Raw genomic sequence first — 22,583 nt, 5'->3', positions numbered from 1 at the left:
AACACCAACTACCGTGGCGCCGCAAAATTCAACCTGGCGAATGCCAGCGTCTCGGCCAGGAGGGCTTCGCGCTCGGAATCGGAGGCCTTCCGAGTAGCGATCTCGGCGACGACGGTGCCCCTGAAACCGGAGCGCGCCAGCGTCTCCAGGACCACCGCACACGGCTGCGTCCCGCGACCGGGCACAAGGTGCTCGTCCTTGAACGATCCGGACCCATCGGCCAGATGCAGATGCCGCAGCCGGTCCCCGAGCTCCTCGACCATCGCCATCGCATCAGAGCCGGCGGTGGCCGTGTGGGACAGGTCCAGGGTCACGTTCGCGTACGCCAACGGCGTCGGGTCCCAGTCCGGCAGATACGCCTGCAACTCCCGGTTGCGTGCCCGCCACGGGAACATGTTCTCCACCGCGACCGCGACGCCGGTGGCCGCTTCACGCTCGGCAACACCCTCGATGAAGGATTCGGCATAGCCGCGCTGCCAGCGAAACGGCGGGTGCACGACCACCGTGTCAGCGCCCAGATCGCTGGCCAGTTGGATCGAGTTGTCGACCTTGTCCCACGGTTCGGTGCCCCATACCCGCTGGGTCAGGAGCAGCGTCGGCGCGTGGATCGAGGTGACGGGCGTGCCGTAATGCTCGGCGAGTGCCGCTAGAGCACCGGATTCCTGGGTGACCGGTTCGGTGGTCACCATGACCTCGACCCCGTCGTACCCGAGCCGAGCCGCCAGATCGAACGCAGCCGCCGCTCCGAGCGGGTAGACCGATGCGGTCGACAGCGCGATGGTCACAGGCTGTCCAGCCGCCGCAGGATGATCCCTTCGCGCAACGCCCACGGGCACAGAGTGAGTTGCTCGACGCCGAGCAGGTCCATCGCTGCTTCCACGGCGATCGCCCCGGCGAGCAGTTGGCGGGCGCGGCTGGTGGAGACGCCGGGCAACTGCGTCCGTTCGGCCACCGTCATGGACCCCAGCCGGCCCACCAACTCACGCAAGTCGGCCAGCGCAAGGGTGCGCTCGACGTACGGGCCCTCGGCTCGGGGAGCCGCACCGCAGATCCGGGCCAGGGACCGGATGGTCTTGGAGGTACCCACCACCTGGTCGGGAGTGCCGACCTTGGTCACGTCGCGCACGACCTTGGCGATCTGCGAACGCACCCGTCGGCGTACGTCGCGAATCACCTGGGCATCCGGCGGATCACCCGGCAGTTCCAGGGTCAGGCGGCCCGCGCCCAGCGGGAGGCTGATGGCGACGTCCGGGTCCTCGTCGATGCCAGCGGCCAGTTCGAGGGAGCCGCCGCCGATGTCGATCATCAGCACCCGGCCGGCCGACCAGCCGAACCAGCGGCGCACGGCCAGGAAGGTCAGCCGCGACTCCGAGGAGCCGGACAGGACCCTGAGCTGGACGCCGGTCTCGGTCTCGACGTGTTTGAGGACCGCGTCGCCGTTGGGTGCTTCGCGGATCGCGCTGGTGGCGAAGGCGAGCATCTCCTCGACCCCGTTGTCCTCGGCGATCTCCAGGCACTCACCGACGAACCGGGTCAGTCGTTCGATGCCTTCGGGGCCGATCTGGCCGTCCGGCAAGACGTGTTCGGAGAGCCGCAATTCCTGCTTGTGGGAGGAGGCGGGTGTTGGGTGCGCCCCCTCGTGGGCGTCGACCACCAACAGGTGAACGGTGTTGGAGCCGACGTCGATGACCCCGAGGCGCATGAGGCAACGGTAGCGACACCTAGACTCCCTGCGTGACCGAGACCCCGCTGGACACCCCCCGCACCTGGGTCGAATTCACCAACCCGGACGACCCTGGCGAGCGGTTCCGCTGCGATCTGACCTGGTTGACGTCGTCGTGGACGTGCATCTTCGGTCGAGGTTGTGCGGGGATTTACGCGACCGCTCCCGACGCCGGATGCTGCACGCTCGGAGCACATTTCAGCGGCAAGAAGGACCTTCGGCACACCGCGTCGTTCGTGGAGCAGCTGACCCCGGCACGGTGGGAGAAGTACCGCAAGGGGCACGGCAAGAAGGGCTGGACCCAGCCGGAAGACGACGCGACCAAGACGCGGGTCGTCGACGGCGCGTGCATCTTCCTCAACTCACCGGATTTCGCCGGTGGGGGCGGTTGCGCGTTGCATCACCTCGCGGGCGACCTGGGGCTGGAACCGCACGAGACCAAGCCGGACGTGTGCTGGCAGTTGCCGATCCGGCGGACGTTCCGCACGGTCGAGCTCACCGACGAAACGTCCTACCTGGAGATCAGCATCGGCGAGTACGACCGGCGGGGCTGGGGTCCGGGCGGGCATGACCTGGATTGGTACTGCTCGGGCAACCCCGAGGCCCATATCGGCGTCGAGCCGGTCTATCTGGGCAACCAGGGTGAGTTGGTCCGGCTGATGGGCCGATCGGCGTACGACGTGCTGGCGGGTTATTGCGAAGCGCACCTTCTGCAGGTGGCGGCTACGGTCGCTGCTGGCCCGGCCGGCCGCCCGCTGCTGCCGTTGTTGGTGCATCCGGCGACACTTGCTGCGGAGGACCTATGAGCACCGACCGAGTTGAGGAAACGAGCGCAGCGAGGCCCGGAGACGAGGAGAGAGGCGCGACGGAGAATATGACCTTTCAACCGATCCCCTCACCGAACATCTGGAACACCCCGGAGTTGTACGAGATCGAGAACCGCGGCGTCGATCCGGACGGGTTGATCTGGGATGCAATGCGCTCGGTGCAGTCCTGGGACGGGCTGCGGGTGCTCGATGTGGGTTGTGGCACCGGGTTCCACCTGCCGTTGCTGGCCTCGACGGCGGCATCGGTGATCGGCGTCGAGCCGCACGAGCCGTTGGTCCGGTTGGCGCAGGCGCGGGTGGCGGATCTGCCGTCGGTCGATGTGCGGCTCGGTGGCGCGGAGTCGTTGCCGGTGGAGGATGCCTCGATCGACGTGATGCACAACCGGTGGGCGTACTTCTTCGGCGCCGGCTGCGAACCGGGTCTGGCCGAGTTGGACCGCGTCATGGCGCCGGGTGGGGTGGCGTTCGTGATCGACAACGACGCCTCTCGGTCGACGTTCGGTGCGTGGTTCGCGGCGTCGCTGCCGGCGTACGACCCGGCCGGTGTCGAACGCTTCTGGGCGCGCCAGGGTTGGACCTCGATCCCGGTGCTCATGCGGTGGCAGTTCGACAGCCGCGAGGACTTCGAAGCCGTCGTCGGGATCGAATTCGCAACCCGGCACGCCGCGCAGATCCTGGCCTCGCACGAGGGCACTGGCGTGGACTATGCGGTGTTCGTCCGCTGGAAGCGCTACTGACCGCATACTTGTGACCGCGTACTTGCGCGATGAGCATGCCGTCGCTGCCGCCCGCGGATCCCCGCCGGCTGCTTCTGCCGGATAGGACACCGCGCCGGCTGCGGCGAGTTCTCGGGTGGGTCATCGTGCTGCCGGTGCTGGCGTCGGCTGCGGCTTGGTGGGTCGACCTGCACGGTCTGGCCGTTGCCGGGCTCAGCGCACTCAGCCCGCTGGCCTGGGCGGGCCTGGCCGGGGTCTGCGTTGCCATGTGGTTGATCGCCTGTGGTGGAGACCTACGGATCGCCGGATGGGTGCTGGCGGCTCCACTTGCTGTGTTGGCACTCGGATATGGCTTCGTGGCCGCGCTCGGCCTCTTCGACGAGCGATCGGAGGTGCGCTCCCCGAATAGCCGCTACGCGCTGATCGTTCAGTCGGGGCACGCGGCAATCGATCCCATCTGGAAGCTGCAGCTGGAACAGCCCGGTGCCCTGATCTCGCGGCGGTGGCCGATCGGCTGCGTCAACGGCGACTACCTGAATTACTCTGACGCACAGTGGGTTTCAGACAGTAGGGTGGATATCAGGATCGACGGGGGGGCGGTGCCGCTGCTCGTCAACGAGAACGGTCCGGTGCAGCCGGTGGACGAGCGTCTGCGCAGCTGCTGAGGCCCGATCACTGACGTCGCGGGGCACGGAAGCCGGCTGAGGTGAGGTCACCCCAGATGATGTCGATGAAGCGACGTTCCCAACGCGACGTCGTCGGCGGTGGCTTGCCCGGTGGTGCTGGCGGCGTCGAAGCCACCGACACAGCTCCGATCCGGGTCGTTGCGAACCGCGCGTCGCCGGTCATCTGGTAGTCGGGGTGCTCCTTGACGTAGTTGCACCACTCGCAGCAGGGCCGGCCGTTGGACTCGCTGGTCGCGCCACCGGCTGCAGCCGGCTTGATGTGGTCGATGTGCTTGACCCGTGACTCACAGAACGGGGTCCTGCAACGCTGGTCGCGCAAGCGGATGAACTCCTTCAGCAGCCCCGGGTAGCTACGCGCTTTGGACTCCATCCCGACCAGGTCACCACCGTGGGCGAACAACCGCCGGATCTGCGGGCCCTGGGCCTCGGGGCACTGATCGATCAGGTCGCGAACCAGATGGCCGCCGATCATGCCGTAGCCGTCGACGAAGCCACCCGCGTCGCCCGTGAGGGCTTCGATCGGGATCATCAGGTTCACCTTCACCGCGACTGGGGGCAGATCCTGCGGGGCAGTGCCGGTGATTCGGGTGACCAGCGCGTCGGCCTGCGCCTGGCGCCACCGCTGTGACCGCGAGGTGTCTGGCGCCGCCTGGGCATCCTGCTCGACCGTGTCCTGCTTTACCGTGCCCGTCTTGAGCGCGGTGTCCGCAGCGGCCTGCAGAGCCTGCACACAGGCCAAGCCGTCTCGTAGCGGCAGTAACGCAGACAGCCGCAGCATCGCATCGGGTGCGGAGCGGTAGGACACGTGGCGGTCCGCGGCGGCCTTCGCATGCCGAGCAGCGAGCGCCTCAGGAGCGATCCGGGCCACCACGTCACGGGTCGTCTCGCTCAGACCGCGATCCCCGATGACCGCCCACCGATCGCGCAACTCATCGGTGACCCGGGTGCGTTCACTTCGGCTCAGACCGTCGGTTTCGCGGACGAGGATCGCAGCCTGGGTCTCGCCCAACTCGCCCGCGCGCATCGCCGCCAGCACCTGCGGCATGTCCTCGGTCAACACCTGAGCCTGGTGTACCAGGCGCGTGCCCGTCATCGGGTGGCGTCGCCGGGCAAGAGCAACCCCGGCGCCGGCGTACCGGTCAGCCAGCGATGCCGAGACCTTCTGGGCGCGCCGCCGCGCGTGGGCTTGGTCGCGGACCTGGGCGGTGAGCTCGATCTGGCGGGCGCTGATCGCGTGCTTGAGTTGCTCGAACTCCTGGATGAGCACTTCCAGCACACGCGGTGAGCCGGCCTGTCCCGCAGTCGCGTTCACCTGATCCCGCCAGGAGCGCACGACGTCCAGACAGGCCACCTCGGCCTCGTCCAAGACGTCTCGCTGATCCATGAAACGACCGTATAACCGACCACCGACAGCCTCGCCCGACCGCAGAAGAGGGGCGATTGGATCAGGGGTAGAGCAACTTCAGCTGGCGCTGGCCCACGGCTTCGAACTCGTAGTCGTTGACGCCATACGCCCAGCTGGCGGTACCGACGGCCTCAGCGATCAACGTCCTGCGCCACTGCTCGGGTTCACGCGGGTCGCTGCCGTAGCCGGTGAAGAACGCCGACTCCAACTCGGGGTTGCGCTGGAAATCCTGGCGGGCCAGGCGGGCCAGGTCAGTATCCGCCGGACGCAGGTCTGCCCGACCGAAGTCGATGACCCGGACAGTGCCCTGATCAATCAACCAGTTCCGCGGCTGCCAGTCGCCGTGGGTAGGGACGACCGCAGCTCCCCCGGTCGGCCAATTCCTCATCTCAGTCCGGACCGCAGTCTCAATGGACGGATCGATCCGGTGCGGGGCAACCAGGTGACGTTCGACCCGCTCGCGCAGATCGTCGTTCCACGTTGGGTGATACGAGCGTAGCTGCTGATGGAAAGCCGCGAGCAGTGACCCAGCCTGACGAAAAGTGTCCGGATCGTTCTGGGCCGACGTGCCCTGCACAAGCTCGCCCGGCAGGTAACGCGTGATGAGCACGTGGGAGGCCTCGTCGGCGTACACCATGACTGGCGCCAGGCCGGTGCTACTCAAGGCCGAGACCCATTCGCGATGGGCGCGGATCTCGCGGGTGACGTGGTGGTTGGTGGGCCCGTCCACCTTCAGGACCAATCGTCCCCGCTCGGCCGAGTCCAGTTCGAGGACCACGTTGTCGACCAGACCCCAACTATGGTCCGCGACGACTCTGGCATCGGGCACCCACTGGCCAACTACATCGCGCTGCCTGCTCGTCAGCTTCTCAAACGACAGCACACGTCGACACTACGTGCGATCCCGCCGCGCCGAAGGGGCGACGGTCAGAAGAACTGAACCAGGCAGAACTCGTGGCCTTCCGGATCGCGGACGACAACCACGACGCCCTCGTCGTAGTCGTGGCGCTCGCCCGTGAGGCTGCCGCCGAGTTCGAGGACGCGGTCTTGCGCCTCGCTCACGTCGTCAACCTGGATGTCGAGGTGGAGGCGAACCTTGCCGACGTTCGGCTCCGGCACCCGCTGAAAGGTCAGCCTGGGCGTCGAATCACGCACTGAGCCAACGGATGCCCAGTTGTCGTCGGAGTGCTCCGCAGTGACCGGGCGCCCGAGAAGCTGCGACCAGAATCTCGCGAGCGCGTGCGGGTCACGACAGTCGATCGTTACGCCCGCGATCCGCGTGCTCACCCGGTGATCACCGCGAGCGCCCGGAACAGATGATCCGCCTCAGTTACCTTGACGCCAGAGGGAATTCGGTCCCGCCGAAGACTGCCGGCCGGCACGATCGCGTGGTCGAAACCGATGCGCGCCGCCTCGGCGATCCGCCGCTCGACACCGCCGACGGGTCGCACCTCGCCGGACAAGCCGACCTCACCGAAGGCCACGACACCCTTGGCCAGCGGGCGGTCCAACGACGCCGACGCCACCGCCAGCGCCACCGCCAGGTCGGCCGCCGGCTCGCGCAGTTGGGCGCCGCCCACCGTCGAGATGTAGCTGTCGTGATCGCCCAACGGCAACCGCACCCGACTGGTCAACACCGCGAGAATCATTGCCACCCGGGCGGATTCGATCCCGCTGACCGTCCGCCGGGGTGACCCGCCGTTACCCTTGACCAGCAGCGACTGCACCTCGGTGACCAGCGGTCGACGACCCTCCAAGGCCACGGTCACACAACTGCCGGCCACCCGATCGCCGTGCGACAGGAAGAGCCCGCTGGGATCCGGCAGACCCAGGATCCCTTCGTCGGTCAGGTCGAAACAACCCACTTCATCGGTCGCCCCGAACCGGTTCTTCACCGCGCGCACCAGTCGCAGCCGCGAATGCCGTTCACCTTCGAACTGGATCACCACGTCGACCAGATGCTCCAAGGTCCGTGGCCCGGCGATCGATCCGTCTTTGGTGACGTGGCCGATCAGCAGCACCGCGATCCCGCGCTTCTTGGCCACCGAGATGATGGAGGCCGCCACCTCGCGCACCTGCGAGACGTTGCCGGCCGCACCTTCGATCGAGGAGGACGCCACCGTCTGCACCGAGTCCACCACCAGCAGCGACGGCGACACGGCGTCGATCTGCGCCAGCACCGTGGCCAGGTCGGTCTCGCTGGCGAGGTACAACTCCGGTGCCACCGCATCGATGCGCTCGGCGCGCGAGCGCACCTGCCCGGCCGATTCCTCCCCGGAGACGTACAGCGCCCGCACACCAGCACGCGCCACCCGCGCGGACACATCCAATAGCAACGTGGACTTACCGATCCCGGGCTCCCCTGCGACCAACACCACCGAGCCCGGGACCAGACCGCCACCCAGCACCCGGTCGAACTCGCCGACTCCGGTCGGAACGGCCGCGCTCGCCAGCAGATCCACCGACCCGATCGGAACCGCAGGCTGCTCGATGACGGTCGCGGGCGGCGTACGGGCAATAACAGCACCCACCTCGGCGACGGTCCCCCAGGCCTGGCACTCCCCGCACCGGCCGACCCACTTGATCGCGGTCCAACCGCACTCGCTGCAGCGGTAGGAGGTCGCAGACTTCTTGGTGATCGCCATGGAACAGACCGTAATCGCCAGCACCGACAACAACGATCTGTTAACGAAACGCTGGGAATCCAGGCTGCTCACCTACACTCGCGGCTGTGGAGCGGACCGATGAAGACGTTCTGCGTACGGTGCTGGCTGCCGTCGCACCAGGGACGCAATTGCGCGATGCGCTGGAGCGAATCCTGCGCGGTCGCACGGGTGCGCTGATCGTGATCGGCCACGACCGGGTCGTCGAATCGATCAGCACCGGCGGCTTCCCGATCGACATCGAGTTCTCCGCCACCCGCCTGCGTGAACTGGCCAAGATGGACGGCGCGATCGTGGTGGACTCCGAGGTCACCCGGATCATCCGCGCCGCCACCCAGCTGGTCCCCGACCCCTCGATCGAGACGGTCGAGTCCGGTACCCGCCACCGCACCGCCGAGCGGGTCGCGAAGCAGACCGGCTTCCCGGTGATCTCGGTCAGCCAGTCGATGCAGATCATCGCCCTGTACGTCGGCCAGTTGCGCTACGTCATCGAGGGCAGCGCCGCGGTGATGTCCCGCGCGAACCAAGCCCTGCAGACCCTCGAGCGCTACAAGCAGCGTCTGGATGAGGTCACCGGCACGCTGTCCGCGCTGGAGATCGAGGACCTCGCGACCGTGCGCGACGTCGCCGCCGTCCTGCAGCGGTTGGAAATGGTTCGCCGGATCAGCGACGAGATCTCCGAATACCTCATCGAACTCGGCACCGACGGCCGGTTGATGTCGTTGCAGCTGCAGGAGTTGATCAGCGGCCTGCACGACGATCGTGCGCTGGTGGTGCGGGACTATATCGAAGCGGCTGGCGACCTGGTGACCTTGGAGGATGCGCTGACCAACCTGGCCAACGTCGACTCGACTGCGCTTTTGGACCTGGCGGAAGCGGCCAGGGCGATCGGCTTCACCGGTACGGACACCCTTGATACCCCGGTCAGTCCCCGGGGTTACCGGATGCTGTCCAACGTCCCGCGCCTGCCGCAGACCATCGTCGAACGCCTGGTCGACCACTTCGGCACGTTGCAGCGCTTGCTGGCCGCCGGGGTCGATGACCTGATGGTCATCGACGGAGTGGGTGAGTCACGCGCCCGCACCGTGCGCGAGGGCATGTCGCGCTTGGCGGAGAGCAGCATTCTCGAGCGTTACGTGTGATCACTGAGGTCATCGACTGGTACGCCGATCACCAGCGGGATCTGCCCTGGCGCCGCCCGGAGGCCGACCCGTGGTCCATCCTCGTCTCGGAGGTCATGCTCCAGCAGACTCCGGTCGCCCGCGTACTGCCGGTGTGGCAGGAATGGCTCACGCGTTGGCCGACCCCTGACGCGTTGGCGCAGGCCGCGCCCGGGGAAGCCGTGCGCGCCTGGGGCCGACTGGGCTACCCCCGCCGAGCCCTGCGGCTGCACGCGGCGGCCACCGCCATCAGCACCGAGCACGCCGGTCAGGTCCCGTCTGATCCCGACACGTTGCGCACCCTGCCCGGGATCGGCGCCTACACCGCCGCCGCCGTCGCCGCCTTCGCGTACGGCGTGCGCATCCCCGTCGTCGATACCAACGTACGCCGGGTGCAGGCCCGCGCCGTCACGGGCGTTGCGCAAGCCGCACCGAGTCTGAACGCCGCCGAAAACCGTTTGGCCGCAGAGCTTTTGCCCGAGGACCCTGCTGAGGCAAAAGTGTGGAACGTCGCCGTCATGGAACTCGGAGCGTTGGTATGTACGGCGGCCCGACCCGACTGCGCGCGGTGTCCCATCGCGGGGCAGTGCGCGTGGCGGCTGGCCGACCACCCGGCGTACGACGGACCCGCCAAAGCGGCTCAACGCTGGCACGGGACGGACCGGCAGGTGCGCGGGTTGGTGCTGCAGGCTCTCCGGGAGTCCGACGGCCCGGTCCCGGCGGCGCGCATCGATCTGGTGTGGCCGGACGACGCCCAACGACAGCGCTGCGTCGCCAGCCTGATCGAGGACGGTCTGATCGACCCGCTCCCCGGCGGCCGCTACGCGCTACCAGCCTGAGACGCCGCCGTCAGACCCAACGCCGCCAGAGCCGCCGCCAGCACCACGTCCGGATGACCGGAGGCGTCGACGGCCACGCCGTCCTCGTCGGGCTGCAGTGGCTCCAGAGTGGCCAGTTGCGAGTCAAGCAGCGACGCCGGCATGAAATGCCCCGGTCGGTTCGCGACCCGGCGGCGAAGTTCCTCCACCGGCACCGTGAGCATCAGGAACCGTACGCCGCCGCGCCCCTCCCGCAAGCGGTCCCGATAGCTGCGCTTGAGGGCCGAACAGGTGATGATTGCGCTGTCTCCGCGTACTTCATGGGCACTGATCCACGCCCCGACGGCGTCCAACCACGGCCACCGGTCCTCGTCCGTCAGCGGGATGCCAGCGCGCATCTTGGCGATGTTCGCCGCCGGGTGGAAGTTGTCGCCCTCGACGTAGGGCCAACCTGTTGCTGCCGAAAGCCGTTGTGCGATAGACGTTTTGCCGGATCCAGAGACGCCCATCACGATGACGAACATGGGGTCGACCAGGTCCATGAGATTTACGGTAACGACCCGACGGTGCCCAGACGGCGGAAGCGACTGGCCAATTCCGGTAAACTCTCGTCTTTGTGTCTGCCGCCCTCACGCCGTACTGGCTGATCTTCCGCGCGGGTGTGCGGCGACAATCCACCTACTGGCTGGCCACGATCGGCGGCCTGGTGGCCAACCTCACGTTCGGTTTCCTCAAGGCAGCGATCCTCTTCGCGACGGTCGAGGCGGCCGGTGGCAATCTGCAGGGTTACGACCTGGCGACGATGTCCGGCTACGTGTGGTTGTCCCAGGGGCTGCTCGGCTGCATCAACGCGCACGGCCAATCCGAGATCGGCGACCGGATCAAGAACGGTGACATCGCGATCGACTTCGCCCGGCCGACCAGTGTCTTTGCCTCGTTCGCGGCCAGTGATCTGGGCGGCGGCGCCTACTCCTTCCTGCCCCGCGGCCTGCCGGCGATCATCGTCGGAGCGCTCACGACCGGGATCGCCCTCGCGCACGACGTCAGCGGCTGGGCGCTCGGCCTGCTGGCGGTGGCCCTGGGGATGATGCTGTCCTTCTGCGGGCGCTACGCGGTCAACATCCTCGGCCTGTGGCTGGTCGAGACCCGCGGCCTGCAGGTCTTCTACATGGTCGTGTCCACCTTCTTGATGGGCTTGTTCATCCCGGTCGGACTGTTCCCCGCCTGGCTCAAGACCGTGGCGCACGCCACCCCGTTCCCAGCGATGTTCATGACCCCGATCGATCTGTTGTCCGGCCGGATCGACGGCTGGGCGGGAGCGGCCGCAGTCGGCGTCCAACTGGCCTGGTTGGCCCTCCTGGTGACCGTGTGTCTGCTGCTAACCCGGCTCGGTCGGCGCTACCTGGAGGTTCAAGGTGGCTGACGTCTCGGCGTACGCCGCCGTCTTGAGGGGCCAGGCGCGGGCCCAACGCTCCTACCGCACCAACTTCACGATCGACCTGGTCAGCTCCGGAGTCGTCGGTCTGGTCGAACTGGCCGAGGTGTGGATCCTCTTCCACAACGTCACGGTGCTCGGCGGGCTGACCTTTACCCAGATGATCCTGGTCTTCGGGCTGGCCGACCTGTGCTACTCCGTCGCCGACCTCATCGTCGGGCACGTCGACCGGCTCCCGCGCTACATCCGGGCCGGCACATTGGACGTCTTCTACCTGCGTCCCCAGCCGCTGCTCGCGCAACTGATCTTCTCCGACATCTCGCTTCGGCGGATCACCCGGCTCGGCGTCGGGCTCGCCGCAGCCGTTTATGGTCTGCACGCCAACCCCATTCACTGGTCGATGGCCTCCGTGACGCTGCTGGTGGTGACCCTGCTGTCCGGCATCGCGATCACGAGCGCGCTGTTCGTGCTGGCCGCGGGCTGCCAGTTCTGGCTGGTCGACGGCGCCGAACTGACCAACTCCTTCGTGTACGGCGGGCGGTACGCCAGCACCCAGCCGGCGACCGTCTGGCCGATCGGTATCAAAGTCGTCTTCGGGGTGATCTTCCCCGTCGCGTTCGTCTCGTTCGTGCCCGCGATGACCCTGCTGGGTCGACCCGTGATCAACTCCTGGGTCGGCTGGTGCGCGCCGTTGGCGGCCCTCTGGATCTGGGCGCTGGCGATGTTCATGTGGCGGGCGGGCGTGCGGCACTACCAAGGAGGCGGGGGCTAACCATGATCATCCAGACCGAGGGTTTGACCAGGACGTTCGTACGCCGATCGCGCGGGGTGCGCCGCACCACCCTGACTGCGGTGGACGACCTGAGCATCTCCATCGACGCCGGCGAGGCGGTGGGGTATATCGGTGCGAACGGCGCCGGGAAGTCCACCACCATCAAGATGCTGGTCGGCATTCTCGTGCCGACCAGTGGGTCGGTCCGCACCTGCGACCTGGATCCGGTACGCCGCCGCCGCGAGTTGGCGCGGCACGTTGGCGTGGTCTTCGGGCAGCGCTCGCAGTTGTGGTGGGACCTGCCGACCCGCGAGTCCTACCGGATCCTGGCGGCGATCCACCGCGTGCAGGGCACCGAGCGCCTCAATGAGTTGGTGAGCGAACTCGAGCTGGGCGATTTCATGGACACGCCGGTGCGGCAGTTGTCCCTCGGACAGCGGATGCGCGCGGAAGTCGCTGCGGCACTGCTGCATTCGCCGCAACTGGTGATCCTCGACGAACCCACCATCGGTTTGGACGTCGTCTCGAAGCAGCGGCTGCGCCAGTTCCTCATCGCCGAGCGCCAACAGCACGGCACGACCTTGTTGCTGACCACGCACGACATGGGTGACGTCGAACGACTTTGCGACAGAGTGCTGGTCGTCGATCACGGCTGGCTCGCCTACGACGGATCGCTGCCCGGGCTAGCGGCTTCTGTGGACAGTCACCGCGTGCTGGTGCTCGACCTGGATGACGCGGTGGCGCCGTTGACGGGAATCCCGGGCACGACGTACGTCGGCAGTGAAGTCGGTGGCGCTCGCCAACGTCTGCGGTTCGATCCGGAGCAGACCTCGATCGCCGCCGTCCTGGCCCAGGTGCCGGGCCTGCGCGATCTGAGCATCGAGGAACCGGACATCGAGGATGTCGTCCGGCAGATCTACTCGCGGGATCGCTGACCGCGCCGCAGGATGCCTACAGCTGCAGGAGCATTCGGGCGTTGCCCAAGGTGTTGGGTTTGACCCGGTCAAGATCGAGAAACTCGGCGACACCCTCGTCGTAGGACTGCAACAACTCCGCGTAGACGTCCGGTGTGACCGGGTCACCCTCGATCTCTGCGAACCCGTGCGAGCCGAAGAACGCCGTCTCGAACGTCAGACAGAAGACGCGGGACACCCCGATCGCCCGCGCCCGCTCGAGCAGCTTGGACAGGATCGCCGAGCCGGCACCCTGCCCCTTGAGTGATGGGTGTACGGCGAGAGTGCGGACTTCGGCGACGTCCTCCCACATCACGTGCAGTGCCCCGCAGCCCAGCACCCGGTCGTCGTCGGTCGGGTCGAGCACCACCAGGAACTCCTGGAGCGCCTCGAAGTAGGAAACCGCCGGTTTGGCCACGATCGCCCGGGAGCTGACGTAGGGCTTGACCAGTTCCCGGATACCGCGCACGTGCCCGGTATGTGCAGGCACCGGACCACGCCACGCGGCGGCAGGCCCGGAGGGAATCCCTCCGGGCCTGCCGTCAGTGTGCGCGTGGGTCACGCGTCGCCTTCGCCACCTTCACCGATGGTGGCCGCCTCGACGTCGAGGCTGTCGGGTGCCTCCGGCTTCGGGGACCCGGTGAAGGTGAAGGTGTCCTCACGACCCTCGCCGGTCGCGTCGACCAGGACGATCTCGCCCGGGCCGACCTCGCCGTAGAGGATCTTCTCGGACAACACGTCCTCCACCTCACGCTGGATGGCACGACGCAGCGGTCGGGCACCCAGGGCGGGGTCGTAGCCGCGGATGGCCAACAACTTCTTGGCCGTCGGCGCGAGCTCGATCGCCATGTCCTTGTCCTTCAGACGCTCGTCCAGTCGCGCGATCATGTTGTCGACGATCTGGATGATCTCGTCCTGGCTCAACTGCGGGAAGACGATCGTGTCATCGACACGGTTCAGGAACTCCGGCCGGAAGTGCTGCTTGAGCTCTTCGTTGACCTTGGCCTTCATCTTCTCGTAGCCGGTTGCGGTGTCGTTGCCGGACGCGAAGCCCAGCGAGACGCCCTTGGCGATGTCCCGGGTACCGAGGTTCGTGGTCATGATGATGACGGTGTTCTTGAAGTCGACCATCCGGCCCTGGCTGTCGGTCAGACGACCGTCCTCCAGGATCTGCAACAGCGAGTTGAAGATGTCCGGGTGGGCCTTCTCCACCTCGTCGAACAGCACGACGGAGAACGGCTTGCGGCGTACCTTCTCGGTCAGCTGGCCACCCTCTTCGTAGCCGACGTAACCGGGCGGGGAACCGAACAGCCGGGAGACGGTGTGCTTCTCGGAGAACTCCGACATGTCCAGGGTGATCAGGCTGTCCTCGTCGCCGAAGAGGAACTCCGCGAGCGACTTGGCCAACTCGGTCTTACCGACACCGGTCGGACCGGCGAAGATGAACGAACCACCCGGGCGTCGCGGGTCCTTCAGACCGGCGCGGGTACGCCGGATCGCCTGGGACAGCGCTCGGATCGCGTCGTTGTTACCGACGACGCGCTTGTGCAGTTCGTCTTCCATCTTGAGCAGTCGCTGGGACTCCTCTTCGGTCAACTTGAAGACCGGGATGCCGGTGGACGCGGCCAGAACCTCAGCGATGAGCTCCTCGTCGACCTCGGCCACGACGTCGATGTCGCCGGCCTTCCACTCCTTCTCCCGCTGCGCCTTGGCGTTGATCAGCTTCTTCTCGTCGTCACGCAGCGCGGCGGCCTTCTCGAAGTCCTGACCGTCGATCGCGGATTCCTTCTCGCGGCGGACGTGCGCGATCTTCTCGTCGAACTCGCGCAGGTCCGCCGGAGCCGTCATCCGGCGGATGCGCAACCGCGCACCAGCCTCGTCGATCAGGTCGATCGCCTTGTCCGGCAGGTGCCGGTCGTTGATGTACCGGTCGGCCATGTTGACCGCACCCACCAGCGCGGCGTCGGTGATCGTCACCCGGTGGTGGGCTTCGTACCGGTCGCGCAGACCCTTGAGGATCTCGATGGCGTGCGGGATGGTCGGCTCCTGCACCTGGATCGGCTGGAACCGGCGCTCGAGGGCCGCATCCTTCTCGATGTGCTTGCGGTACTCATCCAGCGTGGTCGCACCGATGGTCTGCAACTCGCCCCGGGCCAGCATGGGCTTGAGGATCGAGGCAGCATCGATCGCGCCCTCGGCGGCACCCGCACCCACCAGGGTGTGGATCTCGTCGATGAACAAGATGATGTCGCCGCGGGTGCGGATCTCCTTGAGGACCTTCTTCAACCGCTCCTCGAAGTCACCGCGGTAGCGGCTGCCCGCCACCAGCGATCCGAGGTCGAGGGTGTAGAGGTGCTTGTCCTTGAGCGTCTCGGGCACGTCACCGCGCACGATGTCCGCGGCCAGCCCCTCCACGACGGCGGTCTTGCCGACGCCGGGCTCCCCGATCAGGACCGGGTTGTTCTTGGTACGCCGGGACAGGACCTGCATGACCCGCTCGATCTCCTGCGATCTGCCGATCACCGGGTCCAGCTTGCCCTCACGGGCAGCCTGGGTCAGGTTGCGGCCGAACTGATCCAGGACCAGCGAACCGGCCGGAGTGCCCTCCTGCGGGTTGCCCTGGCCGACACCGGCGCCGGCCTTCTCCGGGCCGCCCTGGTAGCCGGACACCAGCTGGATGACCTGCTGGCGAACGCGGGACAGGTCGGCGCCCATCTTCACCAGGACCTGCGCGGCGACGCCCTCGCCCTCACGGATCAGCCCGAGCAGGATGTGCTCGGTGCCGATGTAGCTGTGGCCGAGTTGCAGTCCCTCCCGCAGGGAGAACTCCAACACCTTCTTGGCGCGCGGGGTGAAGGGGATGTGCCCGGACTGGGTCTGCTGCGAGGGGCCGATGATCTCCTGGACCTGCTCACGCACGGCCTCCAGGGAGATGCCCAGGCTGTCGAGCGCCTTGGCGGCGACCCCTTCGCCTTCGTGGATCAGACCGAGCAGGATGTGCTCGGTGCCGATGTAGTTGTGGTTGAGAAGGCGCGCCTCTTCTTGAGCGAGCACGACGACGCGCCGCGCTCGGTCGGTGAACCGTTCGAACATGAGGGCTCCTTGATCTGCCGTCGGTTCTGATAAATGCTAGCCCGGCCACTTGTGCCGTGTCCGGACTCTGGAGGGTGCAACGCAACACCTTCCGCACATGTTCCATCGCGGCACCATCGACCTGGCGGTGGTTCACATGCCATACGATGCCGCGCATGCCGGACCCACTGCTGATCGAGGCCCTCGGGCATCGGTTCGAGGTGGACGTCACTGCCCTCCCGGCCGACCAGGTGGCCGCGCTGCGTCTGCAGTGGGCGCGGTGTGCGCCCGACGAGCAGGAGCTGACCCCGGTGGCGGACCGGCCCCGCGTCCCGCTCTCGGACATCGATGACCCCGTACGCCGCGACTACGCCTTGTCATCGTCCGTCACCTTCTCGGCGATCCGCCAAGCGGCCGGCAGCGGGGTGATGCTGCACGCGTGCGGGGTTGCGACCGACTCCGGCGACGTGGCCGTCCTGGTGGCGGCATCGGGCACCGGGAAGACGACCGCTGCGGCACGGCTGTGTGCCCGGGAATTCGGTTACGTCACGGACGAGACCGTCCTGGTCCGAGGCGACCTGAGCGTCGTGCCCTACCCCAAGCCGCTGTCCGTGGTGCTCGAGGCCGACGATCCGCACCACAAACAGCAGTACGGTCCGGACGAGCTGCACCTGCGCATTCCGCCACCGCGCCTGACGGCGCGCGCGCTGCTCCTGCTGGACCGTGTCGATCGCGACAATCGTGATGCTGAGCCGGCCGATCCCGACGCGGCACCCGCGCTGGAGCCCGTCGGTCTCATCGACGCGATGATGACGCTGATTCCACACACCTCGTCCCTGACCGCTCTGGACCGGCCGTTGACCGCCCTGGCCCAGTTGATCAGCGATCTGGGTGGGGTGCAGACGTTGCGCTACCGCGAGATCGACGAGACCGGCGACCTCATCCGCCGCGCGCTTCGAGCCGGTGGGAACTCCGCCACGGAGTTCACGTCCGTCAGCCGTTCCGCGGGCGCGCCGCCAGCAGACAGCGACGGGCGCGTGCAACGGGCGCCGTTCGACGATGCGATCGTCGCCGATGACGAGGTGCTGCTGCTGGCCGGCTCGGTCCCGCTACGGCTCAGCGCCCTGGGGGCAACCATCTGGCTGGCTGCGGCTGGACCGGTGTCCGACCACGAGTTGGTCGACATCTGCCAATCCGTTCACGGCGAGCACCCCGACGCGGCGGATCTGGTGCACTCGGCGATCAGCGAACTCCTCGGAGTGGGAGCACTGGTCGTTGGCCACTCGGTGGAACGGGTCAGCGCCTAACCAGCGTGCTCCTGGCGGGCACCCGCCAGCCGGGCGATGATCCTGGTGACGTGGTGATCCAGCAGATCGGCAACCTCTGCGGCCCGCTCCGGTCCCTTGCGGAACGGATCGGTCACGTCGTACTGCGAGCGCGTGGGTCTCCGGTCGGCCTGCAGCGCAGCCAGGTAGGCCTCGCCGACCACTTCGTGCGGCAACGACTGGTCGTCCTCGGCCAGCTTGCCGACGGTGTGCACGCGGCGCACCAGGGCTGGGTACTCCCCGAGGACCACCTGCCGTTGGAACTTCTCCATCGGCAGGATCAGCGTCGCGTCCTGAACGATCGACCGGTTCAGCTGCCGAGAGACGAAACCCGCCGGGTCGCCGCCGCGGGAGCGCAACTGCTGCGCCATCAGCTCCTCCATCGGCGAGCCGACCAACGCACCGATCCCGGCACTGGCGAACGTCCACCCGGCCAGCCCGAATTGGTCGGCGCGCAACCGGGCCAGCCGCTCGGCGTACGCGGACCGGCAGATGTTGCCGGTGCAGATGAAGACCACCCGATCTGACGTGCTCACGGACACGGGTCAGGCGGACTTCTTCTTGGCCGGTGCTTTCTTGGCGGTGGCTCTCCTGGCTGGTGCTTTCTTGGCGGCGGCCTTCTTCGCCGGCGCCTTCTTGACCGCAGCCTTCGCGGCCGGGGCCTTCCGCGCGCTCGACTGCTCCCCCCGAGCGGCTTTGGCCCGATCGACGCTCTGCTGCAAAGCCGCCAGCAGATCGACGACCTGACCGCCCTCGTCCTGGGGTTCGGGCGCGGCCTTGACCTCACCACCGGCGAGTTTGGCCTCGACCACCTCGTGCACGGCTTGCTCGTAGTCGTCGGTATATTGCTCCGGGTCGTAGTCGCCGGACAGGGATTCGACCAGCATCTGCGCCATCGCCGTCTCGGCCGGCTTCACGCTGAGGTCGGCATCGTCCAGCACCCCGAACTCAGGCGCGCGCACCTCATCGGGCCACAGCATCGTCTGCAACGCGATCACGTCGTCGCGCACTCGCAGCACGGCGATCGTCATGCGGGTGCGGATGGTGATCGTGACCAGTGCGACCCGCTCGGTCTGCAGCAACGCATCCCGCAGCAGCGCGTACGGTTTCACCGCACTGGCGTCTGGCTCCAGGTAGTAGCTCTTGTCCAGATACAGCGGGTCGATCTCGCTGGCGGGCACGAACTTGTCGACCGCGATCTCCTTGGAGGTGGAGATCGGCAGGTTGGCCAGGTCGTCATCGGTGAGCACGACCATCTGGCCGTCTTCGGTTTCGTAGCCCTTGGCGATGTCGTCGTAGCTGACCTCTTCGCCGTCTATCGCGCACACCCGGCGATACCGGATCCGACCGCCGTCCTCGCGGTGCACCTGGCGGAACTGCACATCGTGATTCTCCGTGGCCGAATAGAGCCGGACCGGCACGTTGACCAAGCCGAAGGAGACGGCACCCTTCCAGATCGCGCGCATTGTGCAAGAGTGCCCCATGCGTCCGATGCTTGCCACCCCTGGCGACACGGTCCCGGTGGGCGAGGACTGGCAGCACGAGGTCAAGTGGGACGGAATGCGGGTGCTGGTCCAGGTCGACGGCGACAGGGTGCGGGTGACCTCGCGCACCGAACGCGATGTGACCGTCGCCTTTCCCGAACTGGCAAGGCGCAGCAGCGGATTGCCCGGACATGACGACCTGCTGCTGGATGGCGAAGTGGTCGTCTTGACCAACGGGGCACCCAGTTTCGCCGGTATCGCCGAACGGTTCAACGTCACCAAACCGGCCGATGCCGAACGCCTGGCGGCGACCGCGCCGGTGACGCTCATGGCCTTCGACCTGTTGCGGGTGAGCGGGCACGAAACCCTTACCCAACCGCTGCGAGTACGTCGACAGCTCCTCGAAGCGACCGACCTCGCCTCCCCGTCGGTGCACGTTCCAGCCGTTTTCGACGACGGGCAACTGCTCCTCTCGGCCACCGCCGAGCAACAGTTGGAAGGCATTGTGTCCAAACGTCTTTCCTCCCCGTATCGACCTGGGACCCGCTCACCGGATTGGCGCAAGATCGTGCATCGCCGCACCTCGTCGTACGTCGTGGGTGGTTGGCGACCCGAGACCGACCGGGCTGGGGTGCTCGGCAGTCTGCTGATCGGCACGCCGTCCGAGGGCGGCTTGAGGTACGTCGGTCGGATCGGTTCGGGTCTGGCCGGCGCCTCGGGTGCCACGCTGCTCCCGCGCCTGCAGGCGCTGGAAGCGCCGACCAGTCCGTTCGACACCCGGCTACCGGCCGCCGACGCGCGCGGCGCGCATTGGTTACGGCCGGAGTTGGTCGTCGACATCGAGTACCACACGGTCACGAGCGACGGGCGGCTGCGCCAACCCAGTTGGCGGGGCGCCCGTTCCGATCTGACGCCAGAGGATCTGTGATGGTCGACGAGAAGATCACCGTCGAGGTCGACGGCCGGCGGCTGCAGGTCAGCAACCTCGACAAGATCCTGTATCCCGGCACCGAGACCACCAAGGGCGAGATCCTGCATTACTACGCGCAGGTCGCGCCGGTGTTGTTGCGGGTGATCGCGGATCGTCCGGTGACCCGGGTGCGCTGGCCGCACGGGGTCGGCGACAACTCCTTCTTCGAGAAGAACGCGCCGGGCGGGACACCGTCGTGGATCCGGCGCGTCGAGCGCGGCGGGGTCGCCTATCCGCTGATCGACAATGTGGCCGGTCTGACCTACTTCGCCAATCTTGCTGCGCTGGAACTGCATGTGCCGCAATGGAAATTCGTCAAGGATGAGCCGATGAATCCCGACCGGCTGGTGATCGATCTGGATCCCGGCAAGGGCGCGGGTCTGCCGGAGTGCGCCGCGCTGGCCCTGACCGTGCGGGACCGCCTCGCGGATGTCGCCACCGGCGACGTTGTCCCGGTCACCAGTGGCAGCAAGGGGATGCAGTTGTACGCCGCGATCGACGGTTCGCGCACCAGCGAAGAGGTGCGGGACTGGGTCAAGCAGTTGGCGCAACGGCTGACCAAAGAGCAACCGGAGAACGTGGTCTGGAAGATGACGACTTCGCTGCGACCGGGCAAGGTCTTCGTGGACTGGTCGCAGAACACCGCCGCCAAGACCACCATCGCGCCGTACTCGCTGCGCGGCCGTGATCGCCCCACGGTGGCCGCCCCGCGCACGTGGGACGAGATCGAGGACGGGTCGTCACTGCAACAGCTCACCTTCGATGAGGTGCTCGACCGGTTGGCCGACCTCGGCGACCTCTGGCCACTGGACTAGACCCTGGCCAGGAAACCCAGCACGCGCTCGACCAGCAGATCCGTGGCCGTCGAATCGTATTGCGGCAGTGACGAATCCTCGAATAGGTGCGCGTCGCCGGGATACAAGAACACCTCAGCGTCCGCACCCGAGGCGACGAGTTCCCGTGCCGAGTCGAGATCGCCCTCGTGGGCGAAGAACTCGTCGTCGTCCATTCCGTGGATCTGGGCGGGCACGCCCTGCGGCCACGGCCCGAACGCCCACTCGCCGGTGATCGGGAAGCAGGTTTCCAGCAGCACCGCGGCCCGTGCCCCGGGCCGGGTCTGGGCGAGGCGCTGCGCCTGTCCGCCACCCATCGAGATCCCCGCATAGACGACATCGGAGGGCAGGCCGGCGACCGCTGCGTCCGCGAGCGCGTCGGTGTTGAAGCTCTTGGAGAACTCGAAACCCTCCGGGATCGTCGCGAACGTCCTGCCGTCGAAGAAGTCCGGGGTGTGCACGGTATGCCCGGCCGCGCGCCATCTATCGGCGAGTTCGGTGACACCAGTGGTCAGCCCGAGCACGTGATGGAAGAGAACGACGGTGGCCATCACAGCACCGCCCACGGCGGGTCTTCAGCAGTCATGTTCCCGACCCTAGGTGGGATTCCGGACGGATCATTGCCGGATTACCTGCCAGGCTGTGCGGATGGACGAAACGAACCCGACGGTGCGCTCGCTGCGCACCCTGCAACTGCTGCAGGACCGGCCCGGGATCACCGCGCCGGAGTTGGCTCGTCGGCTCGAGTGCTCGGATCGGGCGGCCCGGCGGTACGTGAGCATCCTGCGGGAGGCGGGCATCCCGGTGCTGGCCACCCGCGGCCGGTACGGCGGCTACCGCCTCGGTGGTGGGGTGCGGCTGCCGCCGGTGACCTTCACGGCCGCGGAAGCACTCGGCCTGGTGATGGCGGTCCTGGACGGGCACCACCAGGCCGGCGATGACACGGCACCGGTGGGCGCCGCGCTGGCCAAGGTGGTGCGGGCGATGCCGACATCGGTGTCGGGACCGGTGGAAGGCATCCGGCGCTCGATCGCTGCCGCACCCGATCGCGGGGCCGCACGCCCGGACCCGACGATCACCATGGAGTTGGTGCAGGCCTGGTCCCGGCAGCAGGTGGTGCGGATCGGATACCGCTCGGAACGGGGCACCACGTGGGAGACCGACGTCGAGTCGTGGGCGATCGTCGTCCGGCACGGCCGGTGGTATCTGCTGTGTCGGGACCGTCGTCCGAACGCGGTTCGGGCGTACCGGGTCGATCGGATCACCAGCCTCCACCCGCTGGACGACAGCTACGAAGCCCCGACCGATCTCGATCCGGTCGGCCTCTTGGAGGAGCATCTGGCGACCGGTTGGGAGTACGACGTGCAGGTGCGTATCCACGCCACGGCGGAGGAGATCCGGCGGGTGCTCCCGGCCTCCTCGGGACGATTGGAGCACCTCGATGACCGCCTGACCCGGTTGTCGGCGACGACCAGCAACCCGCACATGTACGCCGAGCTGTTCGCCTGCCTGCCATGGGACTTCGACGTCGTCGGCGGCCCGGAAGTCAGGTCCGCGGTGCAGCAGGTGGGTCAGCGGCTGGTGGCGGCGACGCGTTGACCTCGGCGTCGCGGGCGGCATCCCACTGTGCCTGCGCGATCCGCTCGCGCCGGTCGGCCTCCATGATGTGCTTCATGATCACGTAGAAGAGGTAGACCAGCCCGATGGTCGGCAGGAGAGTCAGGATCGCGGGCCACACCCC

The 22,583-nt window shown here is 67.5% G+C and carries 25 protein-coding genes; 12 read left to right on the top strand and 13 right to left on the bottom strand.

Going from position 1 to position 22,583, the window contains the following annotated elements; translation table 11 throughout:
- Positions 1–8: 8 nt before the first annotated feature.
- Together DR843_RS00480 and DR843_RS00475 are read right to left on the bottom strand one after the other, a co-directional pair.
- A complete protein-coding gene (locus DR843_RS00480; protein ID WP_109683611.1) occupies positions 9–785 on the bottom strand; it encodes a sugar phosphate isomerase/epimerase family protein in 777 nt (258 codons plus the stop codon).
- Entirely contained in the window at positions 782–1,702 is a 921-nt protein-coding gene (locus DR843_RS00475; protein ID WP_109683610.1) for a Ppx/GppA family phosphatase, read from the bottom strand. The genes DR843_RS00480 and DR843_RS00475 overlap by 4 nt, the downstream gene beginning before the upstream one ends.
- Positions 1,703–1,734: 32 nt before the next feature.
- Between DR843_RS00475 and DR843_RS00470 the strand changes: the two genes are divergently transcribed.
- The 3 genes from DR843_RS00470 (at position 1,735) to DR843_RS00460 (ending at position 3,931) form a co-directional block, all read left to right on the top strand.
- Positions 1,735–2,529 (top strand): DUF3109 family protein, encoded by a 795-nt coding sequence (locus DR843_RS00470; protein WP_109683609.1) that lies wholly within the window; start codon positions 1,735–1,737, stop codon positions 2,527–2,529.
- Between the two features lie 68 nt (positions 2,530–2,597).
- Entirely contained in the window at positions 2,598–3,287 is a 690-nt protein-coding gene (locus DR843_RS00465; RefSeq protein ID WP_109683608.1) for a class I SAM-dependent methyltransferase, read from the top strand.
- A gap of 125 nt (positions 3,288–3,412) precedes the next feature.
- Positions 3,413–3,931, top strand: a complete 519-nt coding sequence (locus DR843_RS00460) for a hypothetical protein (RefSeq protein WP_109683607.1) — start codon at positions 3,413–3,415, stop codon at positions 3,929–3,931.
- Positions 3,932–3,938: 7 nt separating this feature from the next.
- Here DR843_RS00460 and DR843_RS00455 read toward each other — a convergent pair whose 3' ends face one another.
- From DR843_RS00455 to radA, 4 genes are all read right to left on the bottom strand, one after another.
- Positions 3,939–5,336: an HNH endonuclease gene (locus DR843_RS00455; protein ID WP_109683606.1), complete on the bottom strand. Its 1,398-nt coding sequence runs from the start codon at positions 5,334–5,336 to the stop codon at positions 3,939–3,941.
- Positions 5,337–5,397: 61 nt separating this feature from the next.
- A complete protein-coding gene (locus DR843_RS00450) occupies positions 5,398–6,240 on the bottom strand; it encodes a phosphotransferase (RefSeq protein ID WP_211310156.1) in 843 nt (280 codons plus the stop codon).
- Between the two features lie 44 nt (positions 6,241–6,284).
- Positions 6,285–6,644, bottom strand: coding sequence for a VOC family protein (locus tag DR843_RS00445; protein WP_109683605.1), 360 nt, complete (start codon positions 6,642–6,644; stop codon positions 6,285–6,287).
- The gene (gene radA, locus DR843_RS00440) at positions 6,641–8,002 is read right to left on the bottom strand and encodes a DNA repair protein RadA (RefSeq protein ID WP_109683604.1); all 1,362 of its coding nucleotides are present in this window, start codon (positions 8,000–8,002) and stop codon (positions 6,641–6,643) included. Before radA ends, DR843_RS00445 begins: the two co-directional genes overlap by 4 nt.
- Positions 8,003–8,088: 86 nt before the next feature.
- On the opposite strand from radA, the gene disA reads away from it, so the two are divergent.
- Together disA and DR843_RS00430 are read left to right on the top strand one after the other, a co-directional pair.
- On the top strand, positions 8,089–9,162 hold the full coding sequence (disA, locus tag DR843_RS00435; RefSeq protein ID WP_109683603.1) for a DNA integrity scanning diadenylate cyclase DisA: 1,074 nt from the start codon (positions 8,089–8,091) through the stop codon (positions 9,160–9,162).
- The gene (locus DR843_RS00430) at positions 9,159–10,019 is read left to right on the top strand and encodes an HhH-GPD family protein (protein ID WP_109683602.1); all 861 of its coding nucleotides are present in this window, start codon (positions 9,159–9,161) and stop codon (positions 10,017–10,019) included. The genes disA and DR843_RS00430 overlap by 4 nt, the downstream gene beginning before the upstream one ends.
- On the opposite strand, the gene DR843_RS00425 is transcribed toward DR843_RS00430, so the two are convergent.
- Entirely contained in the window at positions 10,001–10,540 is a 540-nt protein-coding gene (locus DR843_RS00425) for a gluconokinase (RefSeq protein WP_109683601.1), read from the bottom strand. The two genes, DR843_RS00430 and DR843_RS00425, sit on opposite strands and share 19 nt — an antisense overlap.
- Positions 10,541–10,614: 74 nt before the next feature.
- Here DR843_RS00425 and DR843_RS00420 point away from each other — a divergent pair, with 74 nt between their 5' ends.
- From DR843_RS00420 to DR843_RS00410, 3 genes are read left to right on the top strand one after another with little or no spacing between them, the layout of a single operon-like run.
- A complete protein-coding gene (locus DR843_RS00420) occupies positions 10,615–11,421 on the top strand; it encodes an ABC transporter permease (protein WP_109683600.1) in 807 nt (268 codons plus the stop codon).
- A complete protein-coding gene (locus DR843_RS00415) occupies positions 11,414–12,205 on the top strand; it encodes an ABC transporter permease (RefSeq protein WP_109683599.1) in 792 nt (263 codons plus the stop codon). The genes DR843_RS00420 and DR843_RS00415 overlap by 8 nt, the downstream gene beginning before the upstream one ends.
- Positions 12,206–12,207: 2 nt before the next feature.
- Complete coding sequence (locus DR843_RS00410; RefSeq protein WP_109683598.1) at positions 12,208–13,140, top strand: ABC transporter ATP-binding protein; 933 nt, start codon at positions 12,208–12,210, stop codon at positions 13,138–13,140.
- A 16-nt stretch (positions 13,141–13,156) separates the two neighbouring features.
- Here DR843_RS00410 and DR843_RS00405 read toward each other — a convergent pair whose 3' ends face one another.
- Positions 13,157–13,648 (bottom strand): amino-acid N-acetyltransferase, encoded by a 492-nt coding sequence (locus DR843_RS00405; protein WP_177647408.1) that lies wholly within the window; start codon positions 13,646–13,648, stop codon positions 13,157–13,159.
- Positions 13,649–13,716: 68 nt separating this feature from the next.
- Positions 13,717–16,251, bottom strand: coding sequence for an ATP-dependent Clp protease ATP-binding subunit (locus DR843_RS00400; RefSeq protein ID WP_109683597.1), 2,535 nt, complete (start codon positions 16,249–16,251; stop codon positions 13,717–13,719).
- Between the two features lie 155 nt (positions 16,252–16,406).
- Between DR843_RS00400 and DR843_RS00395 the strand changes: the two genes are divergently transcribed.
- The gene (locus DR843_RS00395; RefSeq protein ID WP_109683596.1) at positions 16,407–17,537 is read left to right on the top strand and encodes a hypothetical protein; all 1,131 of its coding nucleotides are present in this window, start codon (positions 16,407–16,409) and stop codon (positions 17,535–17,537) included.
- Here the strand turns inward: DR843_RS00395 and DR843_RS00390 are convergent.
- Together DR843_RS00390 and ku are read right to left on the bottom strand one after the other, a co-directional pair.
- The gene (locus tag DR843_RS00390) at positions 17,534–18,091 is read right to left on the bottom strand and encodes an arsenate reductase/protein-tyrosine-phosphatase family protein (protein ID WP_170119703.1); all 558 of its coding nucleotides are present in this window, start codon (positions 18,089–18,091) and stop codon (positions 17,534–17,536) included. The genes DR843_RS00395 and DR843_RS00390 overlap by 4 nt on opposite strands.
- Before the next feature lie 9 nt (positions 18,092–18,100).
- On the bottom strand, positions 18,101–19,021 hold the full coding sequence (ku, locus tag DR843_RS00385) for a non-homologous end joining protein Ku (RefSeq protein ID WP_109683594.1): 921 nt from the start codon (positions 19,019–19,021) through the stop codon (positions 18,101–18,103).
- Between the two features lie 16 nt (positions 19,022–19,037).
- Between ku and ligD (DR843_RS00380) the strand changes: the two genes are divergently transcribed.
- Together ligD (DR843_RS00380) and ligD (DR843_RS00375) are read left to right on the top strand one after the other, a co-directional pair.
- A complete protein-coding gene (gene ligD / locus DR843_RS00380; RefSeq protein ID WP_109688253.1) occupies positions 19,038–19,967 on the top strand; it encodes a non-homologous end-joining DNA ligase in 930 nt (309 codons plus the stop codon).
- A complete protein-coding gene (gene ligD / locus DR843_RS00375; protein ID WP_109683593.1) occupies positions 19,967–20,824 on the top strand; it encodes a non-homologous end-joining DNA ligase in 858 nt (285 codons plus the stop codon). The genes ligD (DR843_RS00380) and ligD (DR843_RS00375) overlap by 1 nt, the downstream gene beginning before the upstream one ends.
- Here ligD (DR843_RS00375) and DR843_RS00370 read toward each other — a convergent pair.
- Positions 20,821–21,393 (bottom strand): dienelactone hydrolase family protein, encoded by a 573-nt coding sequence (locus DR843_RS00370; RefSeq protein WP_109688251.1) that lies wholly within the window; start codon positions 21,391–21,393, stop codon positions 20,821–20,823. The two genes, ligD (DR843_RS00375) and DR843_RS00370, sit on opposite strands and share 4 nt — an antisense overlap.
- 97 nt (positions 21,394–21,490) lie before the next feature.
- Here DR843_RS00370 and DR843_RS00365 point away from each other — a divergent pair, with 97 nt between their 5' ends.
- Positions 21,491–22,441, top strand: a complete 951-nt coding sequence (locus DR843_RS00365) for a helix-turn-helix transcriptional regulator (protein ID WP_109683592.1) — start codon at positions 21,491–21,493, stop codon at positions 22,439–22,441.
- On the opposite strand, the gene DR843_RS00360 is transcribed toward DR843_RS00365, so the two are convergent.
- Entirely contained in the window at positions 22,389–22,580 is a 192-nt protein-coding gene (locus DR843_RS00360; RefSeq protein WP_170119702.1) for a hypothetical protein, read from the bottom strand. The two genes, DR843_RS00365 and DR843_RS00360, sit on opposite strands and share 53 nt — an antisense overlap.
- Between the last annotated feature and the right edge of the window lie 3 nt (positions 22,581–22,583).

It is taken from the genome of Branchiibius hedensis (assembly GCF_900108585.1).
GTDB classification, from domain to species: Bacteria; Actinomycetota; Actinomycetes; order Actinomycetales; family Dermatophilaceae; genus Branchiibius; species Branchiibius hedensis.
This window is presented reverse-complemented; position numbering and strand designations above follow the sequence as displayed.

Coding starts and splice junctions, on each gene's coding strand:
- radA (WP_109683604.1), bottom strand. CDS start 8,002: ATGGCGATCACCAAGAAGTCTGCGACCTCCTACCGCTGCAGCGAGTGC.
- DR843_RS00370 (WP_109688251.1), bottom strand. CDS start 21,393: ATGGCCACCGTCGTTCTCTTCCATCACGTGCTCGGGCTGACCACTGGT.
- DR843_RS00395 (WP_109683596.1), top strand. CDS start 16,407: ATGCCGGACCCACTGCTGATCGAGGCCCTCGGGCATCGGTTCGAGGTG.
- DR843_RS00410 (WP_109683598.1), top strand. CDS start 12,208: ATGATCATCCAGACCGAGGGTTTGACCAGGACGTTCGTACGCCGATCG.
- DR843_RS00400 (WP_109683597.1), bottom strand. CDS start 16,251: ATGTTCGAACGGTTCACCGACCGAGCGCGGCGCGTCGTCGTGCTCGCT.
- ligD (WP_109683593.1), top strand. CDS start 19,967: ATGGTCGACGAGAAGATCACCGTCGAGGTCGACGGCCGGCGGCTGCAG.
- DR843_RS00455 (WP_109683606.1), bottom strand. CDS start 5,336: ATGGATCAGCGAGACGTCTTGGACGAGGCCGAGGTGGCCTGTCTGGAC.
- DR843_RS00425 (WP_109683601.1), bottom strand. CDS start 10,540: ATGGACCTGGTCGACCCCATGTTCGTCATCGTGATGGGCGTCTCTGGA.
- ku (WP_109683594.1), bottom strand. CDS start 19,021: ATGCGCGCGATCTGGAAGGGTGCCGTCTCCTTCGGCTTGGTCAACGTG.
- DR843_RS00465 (WP_109683608.1), top strand. CDS start 2,598: ATGACCTTTCAACCGATCCCCTCACCGAACATCTGGAACACCCCGGAG.
- DR843_RS00365 (WP_109683592.1), top strand. CDS start 21,491: ATGGACGAAACGAACCCGACGGTGCGCTCGCTGCGCACCCTGCAACTG.
- ligD (WP_109688253.1), top strand. CDS start 19,038: ATGCGTCCGATGCTTGCCACCCCTGGCGACACGGTCCCGGTGGGCGAG.
- DR843_RS00475 (WP_109683610.1), bottom strand. CDS start 1,702: ATGCGCCTCGGGGTCATCGACGTCGGCTCCAACACCGTTCACCTGTTG.